The organism is Lysinibacillus sp. SGAir0095, from assembly GCF_005491425.1.
Lineage (GTDB): Bacteria > Bacillota > Bacilli > Bacillales_A > Planococcaceae > Ureibacillus.
In genome coordinates this window covers 2,323,040-2,345,162 of the sequence record NZ_CP028083.1, presented here as the reverse complement: position 1 = coordinate 2,345,162, position 22,123 = coordinate 2,323,040, and the positions used below count along the sequence as shown (strand labels likewise).

Annotated in this window: 21 protein-coding genes; 15 read left to right on the top strand and 6 right to left on the bottom strand. The window is 36.3% G+C overall.

All coding sequences use genetic code 11. The features are described 5' to 3' along the window. Positions 1 to 23: 23 nt before the first annotated feature. The gene (locus tag C1N55_RS11490; RefSeq protein ID WP_137728957.1) at positions 24 to 746 is read left to right on the top strand and encodes an exonuclease domain-containing protein; all 723 of its coding nucleotides are present in this window, start codon (positions 24 to 26) and stop codon (positions 744 to 746) included. Between the two features lie 59 nt (positions 747 to 805). On the opposite strand, the gene C1N55_RS11485 is transcribed toward C1N55_RS11490, so the two are convergent. Both C1N55_RS11485 and C1N55_RS11480 read right to left on the bottom strand, forming a co-directional pair. After that, a protein-coding gene (locus tag C1N55_RS11485; protein ID WP_240758278.1) for an IS3 family transposase occupies positions 806 to 2,136 on the bottom strand; the annotation gives its coding sequence in 2 pieces (ribosomal slippage) (positions 806 to 1,755 and positions 1,755 to 2,136; 1,332 coding nt in all). Between the two features lie 122 nt (positions 2,137 to 2,258). Next, positions 2,259 to 3,116 carry a DegV family protein gene (locus C1N55_RS11480; protein ID WP_137728956.1) on the bottom strand — a complete coding sequence of 286 codons (858 nt, stop codon included), beginning with the start codon at positions 3,114 to 3,116 and terminating at the stop codon, positions 2,259 to 2,261. Positions 3,117 to 3,444: 328 nt separating this feature from the next. Here C1N55_RS11480 and C1N55_RS11475 point away from each other — a divergent pair, with 328 nt between their 5' ends. Genes C1N55_RS11475 through C1N55_RS11460 form a run of 4 tightly spaced genes read left to right on the top strand, consistent with a single transcriptional unit; the run spans position 3,445 to position 6,961 of the window. Next, positions 3,445 to 4,188 carry a GTP cyclohydrolase II gene (locus tag C1N55_RS11475; protein WP_137728955.1) on the top strand — a complete coding sequence of 248 codons (744 nt, stop codon included), beginning with the start codon at positions 3,445 to 3,447 and terminating at the stop codon, positions 4,186 to 4,188. Positions 4,189 to 4,207: 19 nt separating this feature from the next. Continuing rightward, positions 4,208 to 5,314: a bifunctional diaminohydroxyphosphoribosylaminopyrimidine deaminase/5-amino-6-(5-phosphoribosylamino)uracil reductase RibD gene (ribD, locus tag C1N55_RS11470; RefSeq protein ID WP_137728954.1), complete on the top strand. Its 1,107-nt coding sequence runs from the start codon at positions 4,208 to 4,210 to the stop codon at positions 5,312 to 5,314. Further along, a complete protein-coding gene (locus C1N55_RS11465) occupies positions 5,311 to 6,393 on the top strand; it encodes an FAD-dependent monooxygenase (RefSeq protein ID WP_137728953.1) in 1,083 nt (360 codons plus the stop codon). Before ribD ends, C1N55_RS11465 begins: the two co-directional genes overlap by 4 nt. A 16-nt stretch (positions 6,394 to 6,409) precedes the next feature. Then, entirely contained in the window at positions 6,410 to 6,961 is a 552-nt protein-coding gene (locus C1N55_RS11460) for a 5' nucleotidase, NT5C type (RefSeq protein WP_137728952.1), read from the top strand. A 73-nt stretch (positions 6,962 to 7,034) separates the two neighbouring features. Here the strand turns inward: C1N55_RS11460 and C1N55_RS11455 are convergent, their stop codons facing one another. Then, positions 7,035 to 7,583: a biotin transporter BioY gene (locus tag C1N55_RS11455; protein WP_137728951.1), complete on the bottom strand. Its 549-nt coding sequence runs from the start codon at positions 7,581 to 7,583 to the stop codon at positions 7,035 to 7,037. A 330-nt stretch (positions 7,584 to 7,913) separates the two neighbouring features. On the opposite strand from C1N55_RS11455, the gene C1N55_RS11450 reads away from it, so the two are divergent. Continuing rightward, positions 7,914 to 8,873 (top strand): oxygen-dependent tRNA uridine(34) hydroxylase TrhO, encoded by a 960-nt coding sequence (locus C1N55_RS11450; protein ID WP_137728950.1) that lies wholly within the window; start codon positions 7,914 to 7,916, stop codon positions 8,871 to 8,873. A 154-nt stretch (positions 8,874 to 9,027) separates the two neighbouring features. Here C1N55_RS11450 and C1N55_RS11445 read toward each other — a convergent pair whose 3' ends face one another. Beyond that, positions 9,028 to 10,386 carry an IS1182 family transposase gene (locus C1N55_RS11445; RefSeq protein ID WP_137727085.1) on the bottom strand — a complete coding sequence of 453 codons (1,359 nt, stop codon included), beginning with the start codon at positions 10,384 to 10,386 and terminating at the stop codon, positions 9,028 to 9,030. Positions 10,387 to 10,759: 373 nt separating this feature from the next. On the opposite strand from C1N55_RS11445, the gene C1N55_RS11440 reads away from it, so the two are divergent. The 3 genes from C1N55_RS11440 to C1N55_RS11430 all read left to right on the top strand — a co-directional run bounded on the left by C1N55_RS11440 (position 10,760) and on the right by C1N55_RS11430 (position 13,353). Continuing rightward, entirely contained in the window at positions 10,760 to 11,998 is a 1,239-nt protein-coding gene (locus C1N55_RS11440; RefSeq protein ID WP_137728949.1) for a DNA polymerase IV, read from the top strand. 72 nt (positions 11,999 to 12,070) lie between these two features. Beyond that, entirely contained in the window at positions 12,071 to 13,012 is a 942-nt protein-coding gene (rnz, locus tag C1N55_RS11435) for a ribonuclease Z (protein WP_137728948.1), read from the top strand. 110 nt (positions 13,013 to 13,122) lie between these two features. Further along, a complete protein-coding gene (locus C1N55_RS11430; RefSeq protein ID WP_137728947.1) occupies positions 13,123 to 13,353 on the top strand; it encodes an acyl-phosphate glycerol 3-phosphate acyltransferase in 231 nt (76 codons plus the stop codon). A gap of 253 nt (positions 13,354 to 13,606) precedes the next feature. Here C1N55_RS11430 and proC read toward each other — a convergent pair whose 3' ends face one another. Next, positions 13,607 to 14,413 (bottom strand): pyrroline-5-carboxylate reductase, encoded by an 807-nt coding sequence (proC, locus tag C1N55_RS11425; RefSeq protein ID WP_137728946.1) that lies wholly within the window; start codon positions 14,411 to 14,413, stop codon positions 13,607 to 13,609. A 674-nt stretch (positions 14,414 to 15,087) separates the two neighbouring features. Here proC and C1N55_RS11420 point away from each other — a divergent pair. Beyond that, positions 15,088 to 16,035, top strand: coding sequence for an MBL fold metallo-hydrolase (locus C1N55_RS11420; protein WP_137728945.1), 948 nt, complete (start codon positions 15,088 to 15,090; stop codon positions 16,033 to 16,035). A 105-nt stretch (positions 16,036 to 16,140) separates the two neighbouring features. On the opposite strand, the gene hmpA is transcribed toward C1N55_RS11420, so the two are convergent. After that, a complete protein-coding gene (gene hmpA / locus C1N55_RS11415; protein ID WP_137728944.1) occupies positions 16,141 to 17,313 on the bottom strand; it encodes an NO-inducible flavohemoprotein in 1,173 nt (390 codons plus the stop codon). A 232-nt stretch (positions 17,314 to 17,545) separates the two neighbouring features. Here hmpA and C1N55_RS11410 point away from each other — a divergent pair, with 232 nt between their 5' ends. From C1N55_RS11410 to C1N55_RS11390, 5 genes are all read left to right on the top strand, one after another. Beyond that, positions 17,546 to 17,989, top strand: a complete 444-nt coding sequence (locus C1N55_RS11410) for an RrF2 family transcriptional regulator (RefSeq protein WP_137728943.1) — start codon at positions 17,546 to 17,548, stop codon at positions 17,987 to 17,989. A gap of 551 nt (positions 17,990 to 18,540) precedes the next feature. Then, entirely contained in the window at positions 18,541 to 19,455 is a 915-nt protein-coding gene (ltrA, locus tag C1N55_RS11405) for a group II intron reverse transcriptase/maturase (protein ID WP_240758276.1), read from the top strand. Between the two features lie 20 nt (positions 19,456 to 19,475). Beyond that, the gene (locus C1N55_RS20790) at positions 19,476 to 19,832 is read left to right on the top strand and encodes a group II intron maturase-specific domain-containing protein (RefSeq protein ID WP_137727147.1); all 357 of its coding nucleotides are present in this window, start codon (positions 19,476 to 19,478) and stop codon (positions 19,830 to 19,832) included. 136 nt (positions 19,833 to 19,968) lie between these two features. Then, on the top strand, positions 19,969 to 20,718 hold the full coding sequence (locus C1N55_RS11395) for an SDR family NAD(P)-dependent oxidoreductase (RefSeq protein ID WP_137728942.1): 750 nt from the start codon (positions 19,969 to 19,971) through the stop codon (positions 20,716 to 20,718). Between the two features lie 174 nt (positions 20,719 to 20,892). Beyond that, on the top strand, positions 20,893 to 22,110 hold the full coding sequence (locus C1N55_RS11390) for an argininosuccinate synthase (RefSeq protein ID WP_137728941.1): 1,218 nt from the start codon (positions 20,893 to 20,895) through the stop codon (positions 22,108 to 22,110). Positions 22,111 to 22,123 lie beyond the last annotated feature (13 nt).

Below are 22,123 nucleotides of genomic sequence, written 5' to 3'. Positions count from 1 at the left end.
GTGCATAAGAAGAGGGTGTTGAAATGGCATTTGAACCATTTATGCAATTATTAAGAGGCATTCAAGGAAAACGTGTACATGGTGGCATTGGAGGTATCCAAAACTCTCATCAAATGGCTTACTTGCGACACTTGCAGAAAGAAATTAATAAAGAAGAAGCCATGAATTCACCATTAAATAAATTAAAAGTTGTTGTTTTCGATATCGAGACTACGGGATTTTCACCTGAAAAAGGGGACGCAATTCTATCCATCGGCGCCATAAAAATGTGTGGAACAACAATTTTGGAGAATCAGCAATTCTATTCTCTAATCAATTATGACAAAGAAATTCCCAATGGTATTGTCGAGCTAACAGGAATTACAAATGATGCAGTTCGTGAAGCGCCTCCTATCTCTAATGTTTTAATGAGTTTTTTTGAATTTGTGCAGGACTCTACTCTTGTTGCCCATCATGCAACTCATGAAAGAAATTTCATGCAATATATAAGCTCGAAGCTATTTAAGACGCCTTTTAAGCATCGTATTGTTGATACATCATTTCTCTACAAATTAATCGAAAAGGATTTTCATAATGTTTCATTAGAGAAACTTTGTGAACAGAACAATATTCCGATTGTCGAACGGCATCACGCATTAGGGGATGCAAAGATGACGGCCAATCTTTGGCAGATTTATTTAGGAAAAGTCCTTGAATTAGGTTGTGAATCATTAAATGATGTATATAATCATTTTTCGAGAATATAAAGAAAAGCCACTTAATTCTATAAAGTGTACCCTTTGTAAAGGGCATTTTGAAAAAGAGCCTAGGCAACTTGTTGAAGCTGCTGTCTGTATTTTGCAGGCGGCAGCTTTTTTAAATTCCATTGCCCACGATAATGATTGTAGTAGGTCATGTAACTTTTGATTTCACGTTTTACTTCTTCAAGCGTTTCACAATTGCTAAAGTTTGTTTCATCTTTTAAATGCCCAAAGAATGATTCTTGAGGCGCATTATCCCAACAGTTTCCTCGCCGTGACATAGACTGACCTAAACCCATTTTCTTCACCAATGCCTGGTAAATCGGGCTTGTATAATGGAAACCCTGATCGGAATGGATAAAGGCATCTTCTGCTAAATGCGAATGTTTTTTTAATTTCTTCAACGTATTCAGAGCGATGTCCAAGTGTAAAGAAGATGACACTTCATAAGCTAGAATTTCGTTCGTTTCAGCGTCCTTAATCGTTGATAAATATGCACGTTTGCCGTTTCGATATGGCAAATATGTGATGTCTGTCAATAACACTTTACTCACTATACCTTGTTTAAATTTGCGTTTTAATTCGTTCGCATAAATGCGGTGTTCTTTCGTCGCTTTGACCATTCTTCGATAAGGATTTGCCTTGCGAATTGGACAGTTGATGTTAAATTTCTTCATAATGCGGCGAATCCGCTTTAAGTTATAGGTGATGCTATATTGGCTTTGAAGCGTCATTTTAATTTGGCGTGCTCCCTTTTTACGTCCTCGGAAATGATACGCCTTTAAAATGATGTCTTTCACCACTTCATCTGCTTCATCTTGTTTGGCACGATTTTGCGCTGATTTTTCATCAAAATGATGATAGAACCCTGAACGAGACACACCCATTACCTTACATAGATAGCTCACCATACGCTTTAGTTTATACTTTTGAAGCGTCTGGTGGATTAATTCAAATTTTAGTTTCGTTTCGATTGTGATTTCTTCTTCAACATCTGCCTTTCGAGTAGATCGAGCTTTTTTAGTAGTTCATTTTCTGCACGTAATAACTGGTTTTTCGCTTCTAAACGGGCGATTTTTTCTTCTGGGGTTAATTTCCGTTCAGAAGGTCGGCCGGAATTCATTTTACGAGTATCTTGTAAACCTACAATGCCAGAATTACGATAGGCTGCACGCCAGCGTTTCCCCGCTGTTTTAATACGATCCATTCCAATTAAGTCCACACTTAAGCCAGCTTCCTCGAAGATATCTCTAGGTAGCTTCCCCTGTTCATTTTCTGCAATAAAATGACGTTTGAATTCGTCGGTATAGGTAATCGCTTTCTCGCTGACTGACTTTACATAAGGGTTTATTTTTAGCAGTTCTTGTTCTTTTTTCGTTAATAATCTTTTCGTCATTCTAATTCCGCTCCAACATCTTTTTTCTCATTATAAACAAAAGTACCCTACAAGAAGGACTTTTTTTAAAGTGTCCATCTTATAGGGTACATTTTACTATGTTTAGGTGGCTTTTCTTTATGTTAATGCGATTTTTCACGAACCCAGCTTAAGCCAATGGTCCCTTCGCCAGTATGAACAGCAATACAAGCGCTTATAGGTAGTGTCAGAAAATTTAATGCAGGAAATTCCATCTGTAACTCTTCATTCCACTGAATGGCATCTTTTTCATTTTGACAATGGATTATGGCTACTTCATTGATTGCATACAGTCTGACTTGTTGTCTTAAGTAATCATTTGCATGTTGTTTGGCTCGTTTTGTAGTGCGTACTTTTTCTTTTAGACCCACACTTCCATTTTGAAACGAAACAATGACTTTTAAGTTGAGTAAATTACCGATGAATGCTGAGATTCCTGCAACACGGCCGCTTTTATAAAGTTGAGTCAAATTAGCTGGAATCCCCATTAACTCCGAGCGATTTGCCATTTTGTTAAGTTCCTCTACAACGTCTTCGATTGAATCTCCGTTATTCACCAGGGTAAAACCGGTCTCGATCATTTTCATCATTGGAAACGATACTATTTTTGAATCTATCGCATATAATTTAAATCCTGCATCCTTAGCAGCGTTTACAGAACTATTAAGTGTATTGGATATTAAGCTAGAAGGGTGGATGGCAATACCGCAAGTATAGCCCTCATTCTTTAAGCATCTATATAATTCTACCATTTCACCATAAATCGGTTGTGAAGTTTTAGGAAGAACTTTAGACTTCCGCATTTTATCGTAAAACTCTTCGTTTGTTAGATCAATCGTTTCTCTGTGTGCACCATCCTCGAAAATAATATTAATAGGAAGAACATAGAGGTTGTATTTTCTTATAAACACATCATCTACAAAAGCGGAAGTATCAGTAATCCAAGCTATTTTTACTGTCATTACTTGATGCTCCTTCGTTTCGTTATCGACTTCTACAAAATAATGGAACTAATGAAATTATATACCATAAATAGTTGGTAATAATGTGACACTTGTCATGAAGTCGGCGGGAAATGAAAATTTAACTACATTGTGTGCATGCACTGCTTTTGATTTGATTATCTACATAAGCTATATTTATATTAACGTTTCTTATATCTTATTAAAGTGGTATGGATTGTATTAAATAGAATTGACCTTATTGGCTTATTATTGTAAACTTAGTTACGAAAAGTAACTTGTTTGAAAATTACACACTAATGACAAAGAATAGATAGGTGATACTTTGATGAAAAATCTTATGGATGCAAATAGTATATTAAAAGATAAAATGAACATTATTTCGTTTGATGATAAAGAAAATTTATGTACGGTAGGTCCTGTGAAATTACCAATCAAGCAAGGTGATTTCGAGACGACCTTTCAATGGTATACATGGGTGACTGTAAATAGCGAGCTTAATACAAAAGAGGAAATACTTAAATCCATCGTAAATGCGGAATTAGCTTCGAAGCAACAATCATCCGTATTAGTTTATGGCGATTTTGCCAATGCAGATGATGCTATTATTCGTATGCATAGTATCTGTCATACTGGTGATATTTTTGGAAGTCAACGTTGCGACTGTGGCTATCAACTCCATGAATCCATGAAGATGATCGCTGAACATGGATGTGGAGCAATCTTTTATTTAGCAAATCATGAAGGTCGTGGAATTGGTTTGTTCTCAAAATCATTAGCCTATATTTTGCAGGAAGAGGGCTATGATACAGTAGAAGCCAATAACGCATTGGGTTTTGAAGACGATACACGTAATTATGAAGAAGCAATTCGTGTGTTAGAAACACTTAGAGCAAAGCCGGTTACTTTAATCACGAACAATCCGAAAAAACTAGCAGCTTTGAAATCTCATGGTCTCCTAGCTCATGAACATATTCCTCTTTGGGGTGGTTTAACAGATACAAATCGTCATTACCTTGAAACAAAAGTGAAAAAATCTGGTCATATTGCTAAAGAGCAATTACCTGTTTAAGGAGTGTGTAAGTAGACTGATGAAATCAGACCGTGAATATATGCAATTAGCTTTAGATCTTGCTGCTTCTGCTAAGGGGAATACCAACCCGAACCCTTGCGTAGGTGCAGTGATTGTAAAGAATGGGGTCATTGTCGGGACGGGCTTACACCGTAAAGCAGGAGAACCTCATGCGGAAGTACATGCCTTTAGAATGGCAGGAGATCATGCAAATGGAGCGACTTTATATGTTACGTTGGAGCCATGCTCTCATTACGGGAAAACACCACCGTGTGCCAAATTAGTTAAAGAATCAGGAATTAGCCGCGTAGTAGTAGCGACAATGGATCCTAACCCTGCAGTTGCAGGACGAGGTATAAATTTATTAAGAGAAGCTGGGCTTGAAGTTGAGGTTGGCCTTTTAGAAAAAGAAGCTCGAAAGCTAAATGAACGCTTCATTCACAATATGTTGACTAGTAAACCATTTGTCGTTTCGAAATTCGCTATGACATTGGATGGGAAAATTGCCACACATAATGGTCAATCTAAATGGATTACGAGTGAAGAAGCACGCTTGCAAGTACACAAACTTCGCCACGAAATGGATGGTATATTAGTAGGAGTGGGAACTGTTTTAGCTGATAACCCATCGCTTACTACAAGACTTCCGCATCGAGAAGGGAAAAATCCAATACGAATCATTTTAGACAGTGAATTGAAAACACCTTTGAATGCTAATGTAGCTAATACAGCAGTGGCACAGACAATTATTGTTTCTGCTCATGATGTGGATGAGACAAAGGTGAAGCAACTATCTGAAAAAGGTGTACAAATTATTACTGTTTCAAAATCCAATCAAGGGTTAAATTTGAATGAAATGCTGGATGAACTATATAAATTGGGAATCACGGATGTACTAGTTGAAGGTGGAGCAGAATTGAATGCATCCTTCTTAAGAGAAGGGTTAATTAATAAAGTCATTGTATATATTGCACCAAAATTATTGGGTGGTCGTCATTCGAAATCGCCATTTGCAGGTATGAATATTGATTATATAGATGATGCACTTCAGCTTGAATTCGACTCTATTGAGCAAATTGGGCCAGATTTATGTATAACAGCATATCCTACAGGTGAGACAAGATGAAATTAACAACGGAAGTATGCATAGTTGGTGCTGGGCCAGGTGGAGCATTGCTTGCATACTTATTAGCGAAACAGAATGTCTCCGTTACATTATTGGAACGCCATAAAGAGGTTGCAAAAGAATTTCGTGGTGAACATTTAAATGAAGAAGGCGAAGCGATATTAAAGAATCACGGTTTATTTGAAAAAGTTGAACGATTGGGATTACTTCGAATGGAATCATTAGAGTATTGGGATAATGGCAAACTGTTCAAATTGATTAATCCCAATCCTAATGTAGGCCATCTTGGAATCCATGTTCCACAAGCACATTTACTTACGGTTATTATCGAAGAAGCAAAAAAATATTCGAATTTTTCATTAATGACAGATACAAGAGTAATAGAATTGTTAAAAGATGAGGAAGGTTGTTTTACAGGGGTAAAAGCAATTCGTGAAGGTGAAGAAATTTCTATTGAGAGTAACTTGGTAGTTGGTGCAGATGGCAGGTTTTCAACGGTTCGTAAAAAATCGGGAATTGACGTTACAGTACGGAAACATGGATATGATTTATTATGGGCAAAAATTCCTGCTCCACAAAATTGGGAACCGTCCATCAAAATGGCACTTGTTGATGGTATGCAACTATCATTATTCACCCAAGTAAACGGCTATATTCAGATTGGTTGGAATATTAAAGAAGGATCTTATTCTGAAATCCGAAAGCAACCCTTTACATCCTTTATTGATAAGTTAATAAAAGCCTTTCCTCAGGTAAAAGAAATTGCTCGACTCCACATCAACTCTTGGCAGGATTTTGTTTTACTAGATGTGCATAGTAATTACTCGGATACTTGGGGAAAAGCTGGATTAGCTTTGATTGGTGATGCAGTACATACAATGACACCAACTGGAGCATTTGGACTTAATAGTGCGATGAAGGATGCGGATATATTAGCAGCTATTTTAACGCACGAAACTATTTCAAATATAGATTTGGTAAATTGTGCCACGCAACGTAAAAAAGAAGTGGAAAAATTACAAGCGATTCAAATTGAAAAAGAACAAAATTTCGCAACACAGTTTGTAATTTATTCATAGGAAAGTAGGAGCTTTTTTGAGATTTGGTTTTGATATTGATGATACACTCATCAATTTAAGAGAACATGCTTTTCGTATTTATAATCGAAAGCTCAATCAAAATATCGGGATTGAAATTTTTCGTGAATTAAAAACTGTAGAAATACATGAAGCATTTGGTTTAGACAAAGAAGCTGGTGGGCAGATGTGGAACAGCTTATTAGAGGAAATCTATTTTACGGATTGTCCAGCATTTGTTGGTGCTAGTGAGTTATTAAATCAACTTGAACGTGAGGGACATGAAATCTACTATATTACATCCCGCCCAAAGGAATACTGTCAAAGAACGCGTCAATGGGTTAGAGATCAAGGGTTTCCAATACATGATGATCAATTTTTCTGTGGGATGCAAGACCAAGAGAAAATTGATATTATTAAACAATTGAATTTAGATTTCTACTTTGACGATAAACCAGCAGTTCTTGATACATTAAAAGACTTAGCTACAAAGGTTTATGTTAAAGATCAATCATATAACCAAAATGTTAACGTTCCTCGAGTAAAGGAATGGAAGCAATTTTCTTATTAACAATTAAACGAGCTATTCGTAATTTGAATAGCTCGTTCTTTTTATATTTGAAATGATTTTTTATGAATCAATCCTATGCAAGTTGATTAAGCAGTTGAGCGCTTTCCAAACGGTTGCGAACAATAACCCCAATCCAGGCTGCTGCTACTGCTTTAATAATTCCTACTATAATAAATGGATAAACACCACCCATAAATGCGGCTGTCCAAGATAAATCCCCAACAATTTTTAGCCAAGTAGTACCAAAAGTCAGGGTAATTACCATGCCGATTAAATTGGCTATGATTGAATGTGTATAGTTCACTCCAAATTTATCCATATATAATCCCATTAGGTAGGCCTGTACTAAAAATCCGATAATATAGCCTCCTGTAGGTCCTACTATAACTGCTAGTCCACCTGAAAAGCCTGAAAAGACAGGCAAACCGATTGCTCCCAGCAAGATATATAATAGAACGGCTAAGGTCCCATTTTTCTTGCCCAAAATCGTTACAATAAGTCCAATTGCTAGTGTTTGACCAGTAATTGGAATAAGTGGTAATGGAATTGTCATTTGGGCAAGTACAGCAATGATTGCTGCGCCGAAAGCGGTAACGACATATGAATATGTTTTCGTTTTCATTTCTTACATCCCCTTTGTGTTAACTTATATCTTTTTTAGTTTACACAAAAAGATTAGTATATATTGTAAATGTTGTCAATCTCTTTTGAATAAAATCAATTTCTTTCACTAAAATAAGAAATCAGACTTATGTATGATGGATTGGTTAGTATTTTTATGATATATTTTATATCTGACGTCTTGAAAAGACCATTTTCTTGCATCATTCAACAGTGTGATATATAATTATATCCGCTGTTTTTATTTGGTCTTGTCGATTAAAACTAGACCTTAAAACAAAAGATATACTATCAATATATCTTGCAAATATACATGATAGGTGGAATATAAATGAATTACAGAGTATTGCTTTATTATCATTATACTACGATTGAAGATCCAGCAGCTTTTTCAGCCGAACATTTAAAGGCTTGTAAAGAGATGAACTTAAAAGGTCGTATTTTAGTAGCGAATGAAGGGATCAATGGTACTGTTTCAGGAACTATTGAAGATACAAATGCTTACATGGAAATGATGAAAAATCATCCATTATTCGAAGGTATCGTATTTAAAATTGATGAGGTAGACAAACATGCTTTCAAGAAGATGCATGTACGTCCTCGCCCGGAGCTAGTTAATCTAAGCTTAGAAGATGATGTCAATCCACATGAAATTACAGGTCGTTATTTATCACCTGAAGAATTTTTAAATGAAATGCAGGATGAAAATACAGTCGTATTAGATGTGCGTAACACATATGAATATGATGTTGGTCACTTCCGTGGTGCGATTCGCCCAGAGGTAGAAACTTTCCGTGATACACCTCAATGGGTTCGTGACAACCGCGAATTATTTGAAGGTAAACGTGTACTAACATATTGTACGGGTGGAATTCGTTGTGAAAAATTCTCTGGTTGGTTAAAACGTGAGGGAATCGGTGAAGATGTTGGCCAATTACACGGTGGAGTTGCCACTTATGGTAAAGACCCTGTTGCGAAAGGCCAACTATGGGATGGTCAAATGTACGTATTTGACGAGCGTTTAACTGTTCCAATTAACCAAGTTGAGCATGTAGTTGTCGGCAAAGATCATTTCGATGGCACACCTTGCGAACGTTACATTAACTGTGCGAATCCAGAATGTAACAAACAAATTATTAGTTCTGAAGAGAATGAACTAAAACATTTAGGGGGTTGTACGATTGAATGTTCAAAACACGAACGCAATCGCTATATCGCCATTCACAATCTTTCTGAAGAATTCGTTCAACAACAGTTAAAATGGCTTGAAGAAAAAGAAGTAAATGCCTAATAATTTGGTGAGGAAAATTTATTTTCCTCACCTCAGATTGTCGACAAAAGGCCTTCAGAATGGTCACATTCTGGAAGCCTTTTGTATTTTTTGAGATTCTTTTGGGTATTTTTTAGTCCGATTTTAGTCAAAAGTACTCTTCGAGTATTATAATTTAGACCATTTCTGGAGCTTGCCATGTCCAATTGGCAAGCTTCTTTAAATTCATGGCAGCAAAAGTAAGCATCGCCTGCATGGACAATTTTTTAATCCCTCGTAGGGTTGTCCAGCGCATACCATGCTTCTCTTTCGCATCCGCAAAGACACGTTCAATCGTCTCTTTACGTCTCGCATATATTTGTTTGGTCTCGTTTTGATGACGAAGATGATCCGCTTCCTCTACATATTCTGCCCAAATATGACGCTCAATGATTTTCCGGTGATCTTTACTATTCGTACATTGAGTAAGCAAAGGACAGGTTGCACATTGAGAAGGGTTTGATTTGTACTGGCGTTTACCTTCTTTAGTGGTAGTCGAATATTTAAGAACTTGCCCTTCCGGACAAAGGTAGCAATCATAGTACTCGTCATATACATAATCGTGTTTCCGTAAAAATCCATCCTTCGTTTTTGGACGTGTATAAGGGAGTGCAGGTTGAATCTCTTGGTCAAATAAGAATTTAGTAATCGCAGGAGTTTTATAAGCAGCATCGGCAGCAACAGCAAGTGGCTTCTTCACTTTATCCATAATCTTTTCAACAAGTGGCTGAAGCATATGACTATCATGAACATTCCCAGGTGTCACAATCGATCCAAGTATAAATCCATACCGATCAGCTGCAGCATGGAATGAATAAGCAAACTGTTTGGTTCTTTCATCTTTTACATAGTATCCACTTTCAGGATCTGTCGTACTTTGCTTAATTTCCTTCACTTCTTCTTTTTCAAATTTATCAGGTGGAAATGGCTTCTTCCCGTGATCGATACGATCTTGATTCAATTCTTCTTGAAGTTTGGCTTCATATGCACGAGTCTCTTTACGGACAATCTTCTTTTCGAATTTACGTTTATTCGCACTGGCTTTTACATGAGTTGAATCGATGAAGACATGGTCAGCACTTAGTAATCCCTTATCTGCAATTTCTTTAAGAATACGATAGAAAATCTGTTCAAAGATATCAGTATCTTGGAATCGACGTTCATAATTTTTACCGAAGGTAGAAAAGTGCGGGATTTCTGAATGAAAGCCAAACCCTAAAAACCAGCGATATGCCATATTGGTTTCAATTTCTTTTATTGTCTGACGCATTGAACGAATTCCAAATACATATTGCACAAATGTCATTTTAATTAATACAACTGGATCTACACTAGGTCTACCTAGGGTAGAATACAGTGGTTCTACCAGTGGATAGATGAAAGAAAAATCAATAGCTGACTCAAGCTTTCTGACAAGATGATTCTGTGGTACAAGTTGTTCAATTGTAATCATCTCAATTTGATCCCGTTCATTTATTTGATTTTTCGACATCATATCCAATCACCTCAACCTATATTTAGAAACTAGTTGATTGTAGTGTAGGCGGTGACTCCTGCGGGACAAGCGTGACGGCCGATACCCCGCAGGAGCACAGCGACGAGGAGGATTGGGCCACGCCCGCGGAAAGCTTCCGCCGAAACGGAAATCAACTAACTCTATTTTCAAAAGCAATTATCTAATCTATATTTTATAAGAAAAAAGACTGTAGGCAAACTCGAAAATTCGAGTTTGTCTACAGTCTGTGGTGAGGAAAATTTATTTTCCTCACCTTTTTTATGGCTTAAAGTTTTCTCTATATATTACTAAAATGCATGTACATACAGGATATGATAATATTTAAGTTAATGAACGAAAGGGAGGTGAGGGCATGTCGAAGGCGCGTATTATCTTACACGTCGATATGAATAGTTTTTATGCATCTGTGGAACAATCGCATAATCCTGAACTAAAGGGAAAGTCGATCGCGATAGCAGGAAATCCAAAAGAACGCCGAGGGATTATCGTGACAAGCTCGTATGAGGCTCGACATAAGGGCATCTATACGACGATGAGTGTAGGTGAGGCACTTCGAAAATGTCCAGAGTTAATCTTATTACCTCCCGATTTCCCAAAATATCGAGCAGCTTCGAAGGCGATGTTTACAATATTAAGGAGTTACACACAATTAATAGAACCTGTGTCCATTGATGAGGGGTATATTGATATTACAGAAATCGCTTCAGAACGACATCCAATAGATATTGCAAAAGAAATTCAAATGAGAATTTTTCATGAATTAGACCTCCCATGTTCAATTGGCATAGCCCCTAATAAGTTTCTGGCAAAAACTGCTTCGGATATGAAAAAGCCTATGGGGATAACAATTTTACGAAAAAGGGACGTGCCAGAAAAACTTTGGCCATTACCAGTCATCGAGATGCATGGTGTAGGGGAAAGTACCGCGAAAAAGCTTGCTTCTATAAAAATTAGCACAATTGGAGATCTTGCAAATATAGAAGAATATATTATTCGAAAAGCCTTAGGGAAAAATGGTGTTCGTTTAAGAATGCGTGCAAACGGTGAGGATTCTCGTGAAGTGGATCCAAACTCAATATACGAGACAAAAAGTGTAGGCAATTCCACAACACTTCCGATAGATGAAACGGATTTAGAAGAGTTAGAGAAGACATTTCTAAAGTTATCTGAAAAAGTGGCTGAGCGTTTGGATGCGAAAAAATTAAGTGGTTCAACGATTAGTATACAAATTCGTGATGCGGATTGGCACAACCAATCTAAAAGTAAAACATTCCAAAATCCAATATATAATAAGGATGTCATTTTCGAAGAAGCCGTTAAACTTTTTCATAAATCGTGGAATGGAGCACCTATTCGACTTTTAGGTATCACCGTTTCAAATGTAATGGATCGAAAACAATCAGTTGAACAGCTATCAATCTTTAATTTTGAACAATTCGTAAAACAAGAGCCGATTTTTGAAGTAATCGATGAAATCGAGAAGAAGTTTGGAAAAGGAGCTATTCAAAAAGGTATTGAGATTGAGCGGTCAAGCTATGCATCAAAAACGAGTTTTAGTAAGGACTTTTTAGAAGATTTAAAAGAAAGCTAGGTAAAAAATTATAGTTTTAATTTCGATAGAATGATAAATATTCAGTAGTAAATCATGAACGGGAGAATAAAAATGCAGCTACAATTTCTAGGAACAGGTGCAGGAATGCCCTCTAAAGAAAGGAATACAAGTGCCCTTGTTTTAAAGCTATTAGAAGAACGCGGAACGGTTTGGTTATTTGATTGTGGGGAAGCCACACAGCATCAAATTTTACATACTACAATACGTCCACGTAAAATCGAGAAAATTTTTATTACTCATCTCCATGGAGACCATATTTTTGGATTACCAGGTTTTTTAAGTTCGCGATCATTTCTTGGTGGTGAAGATACGCTTACACTTTACGGACCTAAAGGGTTAAAAGAGTGGATTACCGCCAGCTTTAATGTATCAAAGACGCATTTAACTTATCCAATTGAATTTGTTGAAGTTCAAGAGGGGGTAGTTTTTGAGGATGAACAATTTGTTGTTAGTACACAATTACTAGAACATGTTATTCCTTGCTACGGCTATCGAATCGAACAAAAGCCATTGCCAGGGGAACTCATAATTGAAAAAGCAATTGAACTTGGCGTTCCAAAAGGCCCATTACTAGGAAAATTGAAAAATGGTAACGATATCGTGCTAGAAAATGGACAGACTGTGTTAAGCAAGGACGTGACTGCCCCACCAAAAAAAGGATTTATTATTACCGTTTTAGGGGATACAAAATACTGTGAATCAGCAAAAACATTAAGTGAAAATGCAGATATTGTCCTACATGAAGCGACTTTCGACCATAAAACAGAACATTTAGCGGCAAGTTACGGCCATTCTACAAATGTAGAAGCAGCAAGAGTAGCGAAAGAAGCAAATGCAAGAAACTTAATTTTAAATCATATAAGTTCCCGCTTCCTTCCTCATGATCTGGAGGCTCTATTAAATGAAGCAAAAGAGATTTTCCCAAATAGCTTTATTGCGAATGATTTTTCCCAGTTCGAGTGGAAAAATAGCGAATTGCTAGAAGATAAATAATTCTTGTGGATATGATATACTCACTTTTATGCAGGAATTTCGGATTATATTAAGAAAATAATAGATTGTTCGAGAAATATTCTATATGATAGTGCTTGGGGAGGGATAAGATGAACCAACCAAAAATAAGTCCCGCTGTACTGCGCTTACTAGTAATTTTTCCGAATGTAATAAGTTATATGTTGTTAGTTGGAGTACTGATATATATTGCTACAAATTTTTCGGAATTAAAAACAGCAGAAGCACTTAATTTCTGGATAATCTTAGTTGCGTTACTTGGTCCAATGACTATTTTTACTACGTATTCTATCGCAAAACGTATCAGAACGGGCATATTATAATTTGAAATATAGAAAACGCGTGTGCAAATTTCTACAATGCAAACGCGTTTTTGTGTGAAAAAAATAGATATTTGTAAAATGGTGAAAGAAATTACTAGGAAAAAATGCACTTTTCGACATAAGTAAATAGTAAAAAAAGACATTTCCTAGGAAATATATGATTAAAAAGTGTATTTTCAACAAAAAAGTATTAACATTGCTCAAATTAATTGTTTGGAAAAAGAATGATAAATTTATTTCAATATGAAACAATCTATTGACCTTTTGCTAATTCTCTTGATCTTGCTTCTGCACTTTTGATGCAGGCAAAAATTGCTTCGTTAAAACGATTGCTTTCCAGTGCAAGAATACCAGCTTCAGTAGTACCTCCTGGACTTGTTACTTTTTTACGCAAGACAGTAGGCTCTTCTTTTACGGACTGAAGCATGGCAGCAGATCCGGCAATTGTTTGTACCATTAGTTCCCGTACCACCTCTTTGGTTAGTCCAAATTCAGCTCCAACCGCTTCCCATGCCTCAAGTAAATAATATAGATAGGCTGGACCACTGCCTGAAAGGGCTGTTACAGCATGTAATTTATCCTCTTCTACTTCAATGACAATACCGATTGCTTCAAGCAATTGTAAGTACAAAGTTTTCTGATAATCGTTTACCTGAGTATTAAATGCAATACCACTTGCAGACATTCCGATTGTTGCAGAAGTGTTTGGCATGACACGGGCAATTGGTCTATTTCCAACACCGTCTTCTATGGTTTGAATTTGAATACCTGCCAAAACAGAAAGGATTGCTGTATTCGAAGAAATAAATGGTCGTATTCTTTCCATGGCATGCAGGATATCTTTTGGTTTTGTAGCTAATATAATTAAATCCATTTCATAGATTTTTTCATTATTCTCCAAAATATTTACGTCATAGTTTTTATTTAGTTTAATTAGTCTCTCCTGATTCGAACGGTTTGTGATATAGATGTTTTCGCATGGTATTACTTTCTGTTCAACCCAACCCTGGATTAACGCTTCCGCCATAGAACCAGCACCAACAAAAAGTATTTTTTGCATTACTATCCCTCCATATAGTGTATTTATCCCACAAGTACTTTCTATAGAACCAACTTTTCAAAAATAAGAAGCAAAAGAGAGCTGTGGAATACATTGCAGTAAAATAACAATGAAATAAATGATTATTTGCAATAGATTTACCTTGAATTTTGTCAAGCTTAATCAATACTTCACAGCCTACTATTATGGGAAGTATTGAATCATGACCGATGCATTTTACACAAGTTGTTCATGAGATGAAATAGGATTCAAAGGACGAAAATTAATGAAATATTGAAAAATCAATATAAAAAGCGCTTCCATCCTTATACTAAGGACGAAAACGCTTGAAGCTTTTCCGCGGTACCACCTTTGTTTGCCTAATATAGGCACAACTCGAATCCTCTTTATCGCAGAGGAGGACGGTCATGTTTTCATGACAACTCCGAAGTAGGTTCAATGAAAATAGTGGGCTATGCTACTTGCACCTTTTGTAGCACTCTCTTCAACCTTAAATACATCTACTTGTCTTCATCATCGTTTTAGTAATTTTTTGAATTATGAAAATTATAAGCACACTTTTTAATTCTGTCAATTAGATACGTGACGAAACTCAAAAAAAGAGATAAAATGAATGAATAGTAATTCATTATAGGAAGAAAATAATTTTATTCTAAGCTAAGGGGGGATTGACCATGAATATACATAAAATTATCATACCTACACCATACCCAATAGGAGATGTTAATTCATTTTTAGTAAAAGGTGATCGGCTTTCTTTATTTGATGTTGGTCCAAAAACGCAAGATGCGTTAGATGCTTTAAAACAAGGACTCAAAGATGCAGGTTATACACTAGATGATATTGAGCAAGTAGTATTAACTCATCATCATCCAGATCACGCTGGCTGGGTGGATGTGTTTACACAAGCGGAAATTATAGGACACGAATATAATGACCATTTCCTACGAAGAACACCTGGATTTATGGAATATCGAACTAAATTTTACCGTGAACAGCTGCAGTTACAAGCTGTGCCTGAAAAGTATCTTGAAAAAATCGTTGAATCGAAAGAAGCATTAAAGTTATACGGTTCAACGCCATTAACCAAGTTCATTGGAGATGGAGATGAAGTACCCGGACATCCAGGTTTAAAAGCAATTTATACGCCAGGACATGCACAGAGTCATTTAATTTTTTTAGATGAATCCACAAATGAAGTCATTGGAGGAGACCTTTTGCTGGATAAAGTGGCGGCAAATCCATTAGTTGAGCCGCCGACGGATCTTTCAACTCTTCGTCCGAGAGCTTTAATCCAACAACAAGAATCATTAAAACTTTTACGTGAGCTAAATGTTGCTAAAGTTTATGCAGGGCACGGTGAAGATATAGTAAAGGTAAACGAGTTAATCGACAAGCGTTTAGAGAAGGATCAAATGCGTTTAGACCAATTAATTCAGCATGTTGATGTAGGTAGTCCAAAAACTGTCATTGAGCTTACATTGGATTTATATCCAGCGCATTATAGAACGGAATTGGGATTAACATTGTCAAAAACATTGGGCTATTTGGATTGTTTAGTAAGAGATGGTCTTGTTTCTGAAGAGATAGTTAATGGCGTAATTGTGTATACAAGAAATTAAAAAAATCCACAGTTAGAGAAAAAACTCTACCTGTGGATTTTTGGAGTGGAATTTAATCCGTCACATCAGTGAAATATCCACTTTCAGCTCGTATTTGTAGATTAATTAGTTAGCATTAGATAATGCTTCCAGCGACATGGCAGGACCAAAGAATTCAAAGTGAATATTATCACCTGGTACACCAAGATCACGAGCTATAGAAATAACTGTCTCCATGAATGGGGCAGGCCCACAAATGTATACTTCTGTATTTTCTTTTACAAATGGAGCTAAATCTTCTTTTGCCACAAAACCATTTTCATCAGAGAATAAGACGCGATAAGAGCCGTTCAATTCATTTACTTTTTTATCAATTTGCTCTTTAAATGCAACTGCTTTTTCATTACGCGCACATTGAACAAATGCTACCTGTCTTCCAAGGTCCATTGTTTGAAGCATTGTATTGAGTGGTGTAACACCAATTCCACCACTTACAAATAATACAGGGTTACTGTTATCTTCTAAAGTAAATAAACCTGCTGGAGCACTTATTTCAATTGTGTCACCTTCGTTTACTAGTTCGTGAAGGTAATTCGAAACTACTCCTTTTGGATCAACAGCATTTTCACGTTTAACACTGATTCGGAATTCATTTTCATTTGATGGTTGTGATAATGTATAGTGACGGTTTGATGTATATTCGTCACCAGGTACCTTTACACGTACTGTGATGTATTGTCCTGCTTTGTATTCAGGTAATTTCTCACCATCTTCAGAAACTAAATAAAATGATGTAACTTCTTCGCTTTCTTCTACTTTTCTAGCCACTTTAAATGATTTAAATAATCTCCAGCCGCCATCTTTCTCAGCTTTTTTATACAGATCTTCTTCAATCGAAATAAATACATCTGCAATCACGCCATAAGCTTCTGCCCAAGCATTAATGATTTCATCAGTTGCAGCATCACCAAGTACTTCTTTAATCGCTCCTAATAAGTTTTCACCTACAATAGGGTAATGTTCAGGCAAGATTCCTAGTCCTCGGTGCTTGTGTGCAATTTGCATAACGGCTGGAACAATAGCTTGTAAATTATCGATATACTTAGCTGCTGCTAACACCGTATTTGCTAAAGCAGTTTGCTGACGTTCTCTTGCTTGGTTTGCACGGTTAAAGTAATTTAATAATTCAGGGTGTTTTTTTAACATATTGCTATAAAAAGTTTTAGTAATTGTAACTCCGTGTTGCTCTAATACTGGTACTGTAGATTTAATAATGTCGATTGTTTGTTGTGATAACATTTGGGTCACGTCCTTTCAAAGTCATCTTACGCCCAGGGATACTTAAAAGCAATATTCAAAATGCATCTTTAACAATTCTGACACAAAGTAGTATGAAAAATACATGTTTAACATTATTGACACAAATAAGTATTGAAAATACTTCTTTAAAATTGCTGTATTTCAATATATTTCTGTAAAAATCAATAAGCCAAATGATATAATAGTGATATAGAAAGAGTGGTGTTTAAAGTTGCGCTTAACTTTATATACAGACTATTCCTTACGGGTATTATTATATCTTGGTATTAAAGGGAATGATCGATTATCAACTATACAAGAAATAGCAGATAGCTATCATATATCAAAAAATCACCTTATGAAGGTTACTTATGATCTAGGTCAACTTGGTTTAATCGAAACAATTCGTGGTCGAGGCGGTGGTATTCGTTTAAATGTCCAACCAGAAGATATTAATATCGGACAGGTTGTCAGGCATACAGAAGAGGACTTTCATCTAGTTGAATGCTTTGATGAAGATAATAATTTGTGTAAATTATCACCTTCCTGTAAGCTGAAATTTGCGCTCAATGAAGCCTTAAATGCTTATTTGCAGGTGTTAGATCAATACAGTTTAGCTGATTTCTTAATTTCCAAGAATGAAATGTTTAGACTGCTTGGAATTGAACAGTCTTAAAAGAGTATAGTAAAAGTCTATACTCTTTTTTGATGTGCGCCCGGCATGGGTAATAACTTGGTGGTGAAAGTCCACTACAGGCTTGGTAGTAGGAACTGTTAGCGAATGGCAAGGGTGTCCGTGGTGACGCGGAATCTGAAGGAAGCCGGACGCAAATTCTTGAACTGACGAACAGAAACTATATACAAGGCTGAATCGGGACGGACGAGTTTGCATTACAAAACGAAGTCCAATACTGCCCAAATCCCGTACAGTAAATATAGCAGTTACATGAGAAGAAGGTTATTACTCTTACCCGGGGAGGTCTCATGAGGGTTATTCAATTAACAATCAATTTAGTGATAACTTGATGAATTATGAGAAGTCAGCAGACGTCATAGTAGTTTCCTTTCGGAAATGAAGGACTGAACAATCTTAAATCTTGGAAAACAAGGAGGTATAGATATTCCGTATAATCGCAGAAAACATCGTGGTAAAGTCCGAAAGATGGCTACCTGTTAAGAGATAAGTTGGAAACTAAAGGGTAAATAGGAGTGCGTAGGAATATCAATATGGATATGAAAGAACAGGATGGTATCAATTTAATCGATAAAGTCATTGCAAATAACAATCTCTGGAGAGCATACAAGAAAGTAAAAGCAAATAATGGTGCACCAGGGGTTGATGGAATTACAGTAGTACAATTAAAGTCACACATGAAGAAATACTACGAACCTCTTAAAAGGAAGCTAAAAGATGGAACTTACCAACCTCAACCAGTCAAAAGAGTTGCCATACCAAAACCGGACGGTTCTAAACGATATCTAGGAATACCTTGCGTTTTAGATAGAGTCGTTCAACAAGCTATTCTTCAAGTAATTGAACCGATTATAGACCCACACTTTTCAGAATATAGTTTTGGATTTCGGAAAGGTAGAAACGCCCACCAAGCTATTAAATCAGCACAACAATATTACGAAGAAGGTTATCGAGTTGTAGTAGACTGTGATTTGAAAAGTTACTTCGACACAATACATCATCAAAGGTTAAGAGCGTATTTAGAAGAATTCATATCAGATAAAATTGTTTTAAAATTAATATGGAAATTCCTTCGTTCAGGTATTCTTGACCGAGATATCTATATCGAAACGAAAGATGGTGCTCCGCAAGGTGGACCTTTGTCTCCTATTTTAGCAAATGTCTATTTAAATAAACTAGATAGAGAATTAGAAAAGAGAGAACATCGTTTTATTAGATATGCGGATGATTTCGTCATCTATGTGAAAAGTGTTCGAGCTGGGGAGCGGGTAATGGAAAGTATCAAGAAATACATCGAGGATGACCTACATTTAACAATTAACCAAAAGAAAAGTAAGGTTTGTGGTGCAACATCAGCAACATTCCTCGGCTTTAATATTCAAAATTTAATGGGAAAGTCGGATGCCGACCAAGTAAGTCGGCCAAGCAACGATTCAAAGACAAGTTAAAGAAGAATACAAGCCGGAAAATGAGTGGAACTTTTGAAGAAATAGTAAAGAAAATTAATCAAATCACAACTGGATGGATTAATTACTATGGGATCTCAAGAATGAAGAAATTCATTTTTGAAACTCAGAAATGGTTAAACCATCGATTAAGACAACTCATATGGAAGAGATGGAAGAAACCAAAGACTAAATATAAGATGCTTCGTAAATATGGAACTAACCATGATGACGCAATGAAATTAGCAAACTCCCGTAAGGGATATTGGAGAATATCACGAAGTGAAATCCTCCAACGAGCAATAACAAAAGATAGGCTCATAAAGTGGAAACTAAAAGACATCTCCTTACTTTATGAGCAACGATACTTAAAAGGTTGAACCGCCGTATACGGAACCGTACGTACGGTGGTGTGAGAGGTCGACTAGCCAAATAATGGTTAGTCTCCTACTCGATTTATAAAGACTTGGGACTACGAGATAGTTTCAACTTAAATGAAAGGAATATACATAATTTATGAATAAAAAAATAATCTTTATAACAGGAGCTACAAGTGGAATTGGTCGAATTATCACAGAGCTATGTATTGAAAGGGGTCACACAGTTTATGCGACAGGCAGAAATGAATCTTCCTTAGTAACGCTAGCGAGAATGGGGGCAAACGTGTTCCAGGCAGATCTCTCTTATATACAAGATATTGAAAAAGTTTGTGCTCAACTTCCTTTTATTGATATAGCAATTATAAATGCCGGTGTTGGGATCTTTGAAAATGCTTATGAATTATCGGATGAAGATATTGAAAGTATGATTAATGTAAACGTAAAAGCTCCTATCTATTTATCAAATAGATTGGCGAAATCTATGATTCAAAAAAAATCAGGACAATTGATCTTTATTGGATCCCAAGCAGGGAAAGTACCTACAAAAAAAGCAAGTGTCTACGCAGCGTCAAAGCATGCCATTACTGGCTTTGTAAATGGTCTGAGAATGGAATTGACTGCATATGATATTCATGTCACAGCCATATATCCAGGTCCGATAGATACACCATTTTTACAGAAGGCAGATGCAACAAATACTTATCGAGACTCAATGAAACGTTTCTTATTAAAGCCGGAGAAAGTAGCAAATGAAGTGATGCGAACAATTGAAAAACCGGTTCGAGAAGTGAATTTACCTAGAATCATGTCGGTTACGAGTAAACTCTATGCAATAGCTCCAACATTAGTAGAAAAGTTGGGAAGCGGTTTCTTTAATAAAAAATAATACATGAGCGAGTAAATGTGAACGCCATTTAATTAGGCGTTTTTTTATTTGTTTTAAAAATCTAAATTTTAATAAAAATACACTTGAATTTATTTTTATTAAATGTTACCATTCGTGTATAAACAATTAATCGAATGTATAAAAATACATACAAGATATCGGAGGCGCAAGAAAATGGCGAACAAAAAAGTGGTTTTAGCTTATTCAGGTGGGCTTGATACATCAGTTGCAATTCCTTGGTTAAAGGAACAAGGATGGGATGTAATTGCAGTATGCTTAGATGTTGGTGAGGGTAAAGACTTAGAATTTATTAAAAACAAAGCTCTTCAAGTAGGGGCGATTGAATCTTACATGGTAGATGCAAAGGATGAATTTGCTGAAGAATACGCTCTTATATCTCTACAAGGCCATACTTGGTACGAGCAAAAGTATCCATTAGTTTCGGCACTGTCACGTCCGCTGATTTCAAAAAAATTGGTAGAAATTGCAAACGAAACAAATGCAGATGCTGTAGCACATGGTTGTACAGGAAAAGGCAATGACCAAGTTCGTTTTGAAATTTCCATTAAAGCTTTAAATCCTGATTTAGAAGTTCTTGCTCCTGTTCGTGAATGGGGATGGAGTCGTGATGAAGAAATCGAATATGCAGCAAAACATGGAGTACCGGTACCTGCTACGATCGATTCACCATTCTCAATCGACCAAAATCTTTGGGGCCGTGCAAATGAAGCCGGCGTCATGGAAGATCCATGGGTAGCACCACCAGAAGAAGCCTATGGTTTAACCGTTTCTCTAGAAAATGCACCTGACACACCTGAATTCGTTGAAATTGAATTTGTTAATGGGAAGCCTGTTTCGCTAAATGGGCAAGAGATGAAACTTGCGGACTTAATCCAAGAGTTAAATAAAGTCGCTGGTGCACATGGCATTGGACGTATCGACCATGTTGAAAATCGCTTAGTTGGAATTAAATCTCGTGAAGTTTATGAAATACCTGGAGCAAAAGTACTGTTAACTGCTCACAAGGAATTAGAAGATATTACATTAGTTAAAGAACTTGCTCATTTTAAACCGATTATTGAACAAAAGCTTTCTGAAATTATTTATGAAGGTCTTTGGTTTAACCCAATCCGTGTAGCTTTGGAAGGTTTCTTGAAGGAAACTCAAAAATATGTGAACGGTACAGTTCGAGTGAAGCTATTTAAAGGGCATGCAATTGTTGAAGGTCGCAAATCACCGAACTCCTTATATAGCGAAGAACTTGCAACTTACTCAAAAGCTGATCAGTTCAACCATGCCTCAGCTGTAGGCTTTATTGAATTATGGGGTCTTCCAACTGTAGTTGCTGCAGAAGTTAATAAGAAAAAAGAAGAAGTAGCAACAAAAAATTAAGTTAAGTCGAAAT

Bases quoted from the DNA above. Each gene is read 5' to 3' on its own strand.
- C1N55_RS11490 (WP_137728957.1), top strand. From the start codon at position 24: ATGGCATTTGAACCATTTATGCAATTATTAAGAGGCATTCAAGGAAAA.
- C1N55_RS11480 (WP_137728956.1), bottom strand. From the start codon at position 3,116: ATGACAGTAAAAATAGCTTGGATTACTGATACTTCCGCTTTTGTAGAT.
- C1N55_RS11475 (WP_137728955.1), top strand. From the start codon at position 3,445: ATGAAAAATCTTATGGATGCAAATAGTATATTAAAAGATAAAATGAAC.
- ribD (WP_137728954.1), top strand. From the start codon at position 4,208: ATGAAATCAGACCGTGAATATATGCAATTAGCTTTAGATCTTGCTGCT.
- C1N55_RS11465 (WP_137728953.1), top strand. From the start codon at position 5,311: ATGAAATTAACAACGGAAGTATGCATAGTTGGTGCTGGGCCAGGTGGA.
- C1N55_RS11455 (WP_137728951.1), bottom strand. From the start codon at position 7,583: ATGAAAACGAAAACATATTCATATGTCGTTACCGCTTTCGGCGCAGCA.
- C1N55_RS11450 (WP_137728950.1), top strand. From the start codon at position 7,914: ATGAATTACAGAGTATTGCTTTATTATCATTATACTACGATTGAAGAT.
- C1N55_RS11445 (WP_137727085.1), bottom strand. From the start codon at position 10,386: ATGATGTCGAAAAATCAAATAAATGAACGGGATCAAATTGAGATGATT.
- C1N55_RS11440 (WP_137728949.1), top strand. From the start codon at position 10,760: ATGTCGAAGGCGCGTATTATCTTACACGTCGATATGAATAGTTTTTAT.
- rnz (WP_137728948.1), top strand. From the start codon at position 12,071: ATGCAGCTACAATTTCTAGGAACAGGTGCAGGAATGCCCTCTAAAGAA.
- C1N55_RS11430 (WP_137728947.1), top strand. From the start codon at position 13,123: ATGAACCAACCAAAAATAAGTCCCGCTGTACTGCGCTTACTAGTAATT.
- proC (WP_137728946.1), bottom strand. From the start codon at position 14,413: ATGCAAAAAATACTTTTTGTTGGTGCTGGTTCTATGGCGGAAGCGTTA.
- C1N55_RS11420 (WP_137728945.1), top strand. From the start codon at position 15,088: ATGAATATACATAAAATTATCATACCTACACCATACCCAATAGGAGAT.
- hmpA (WP_137728944.1), bottom strand. From the start codon at position 17,313: ATGTTATCACAACAAACAATCGACATTATTAAATCTACAGTACCAGTA.
- ltrA (WP_240758276.1), top strand. From the start codon at position 18,541: ATGGATATGAAAGAACAGGATGGTATCAATTTAATCGATAAAGTCATT.
- C1N55_RS20790 (WP_137727147.1), top strand. From the start codon at position 19,476: ATGAGTGGAACTTTTGAAGAAATAGTAAAGAAAATTAATCAAATCACA.
- C1N55_RS11395 (WP_137728942.1), top strand. From the start codon at position 19,969: ATGAATAAAAAAATAATCTTTATAACAGGAGCTACAAGTGGAATTGGT.
- C1N55_RS11390 (WP_137728941.1), top strand. From the start codon at position 20,893: ATGGCGAACAAAAAAGTGGTTTTAGCTTATTCAGGTGGGCTTGATACA.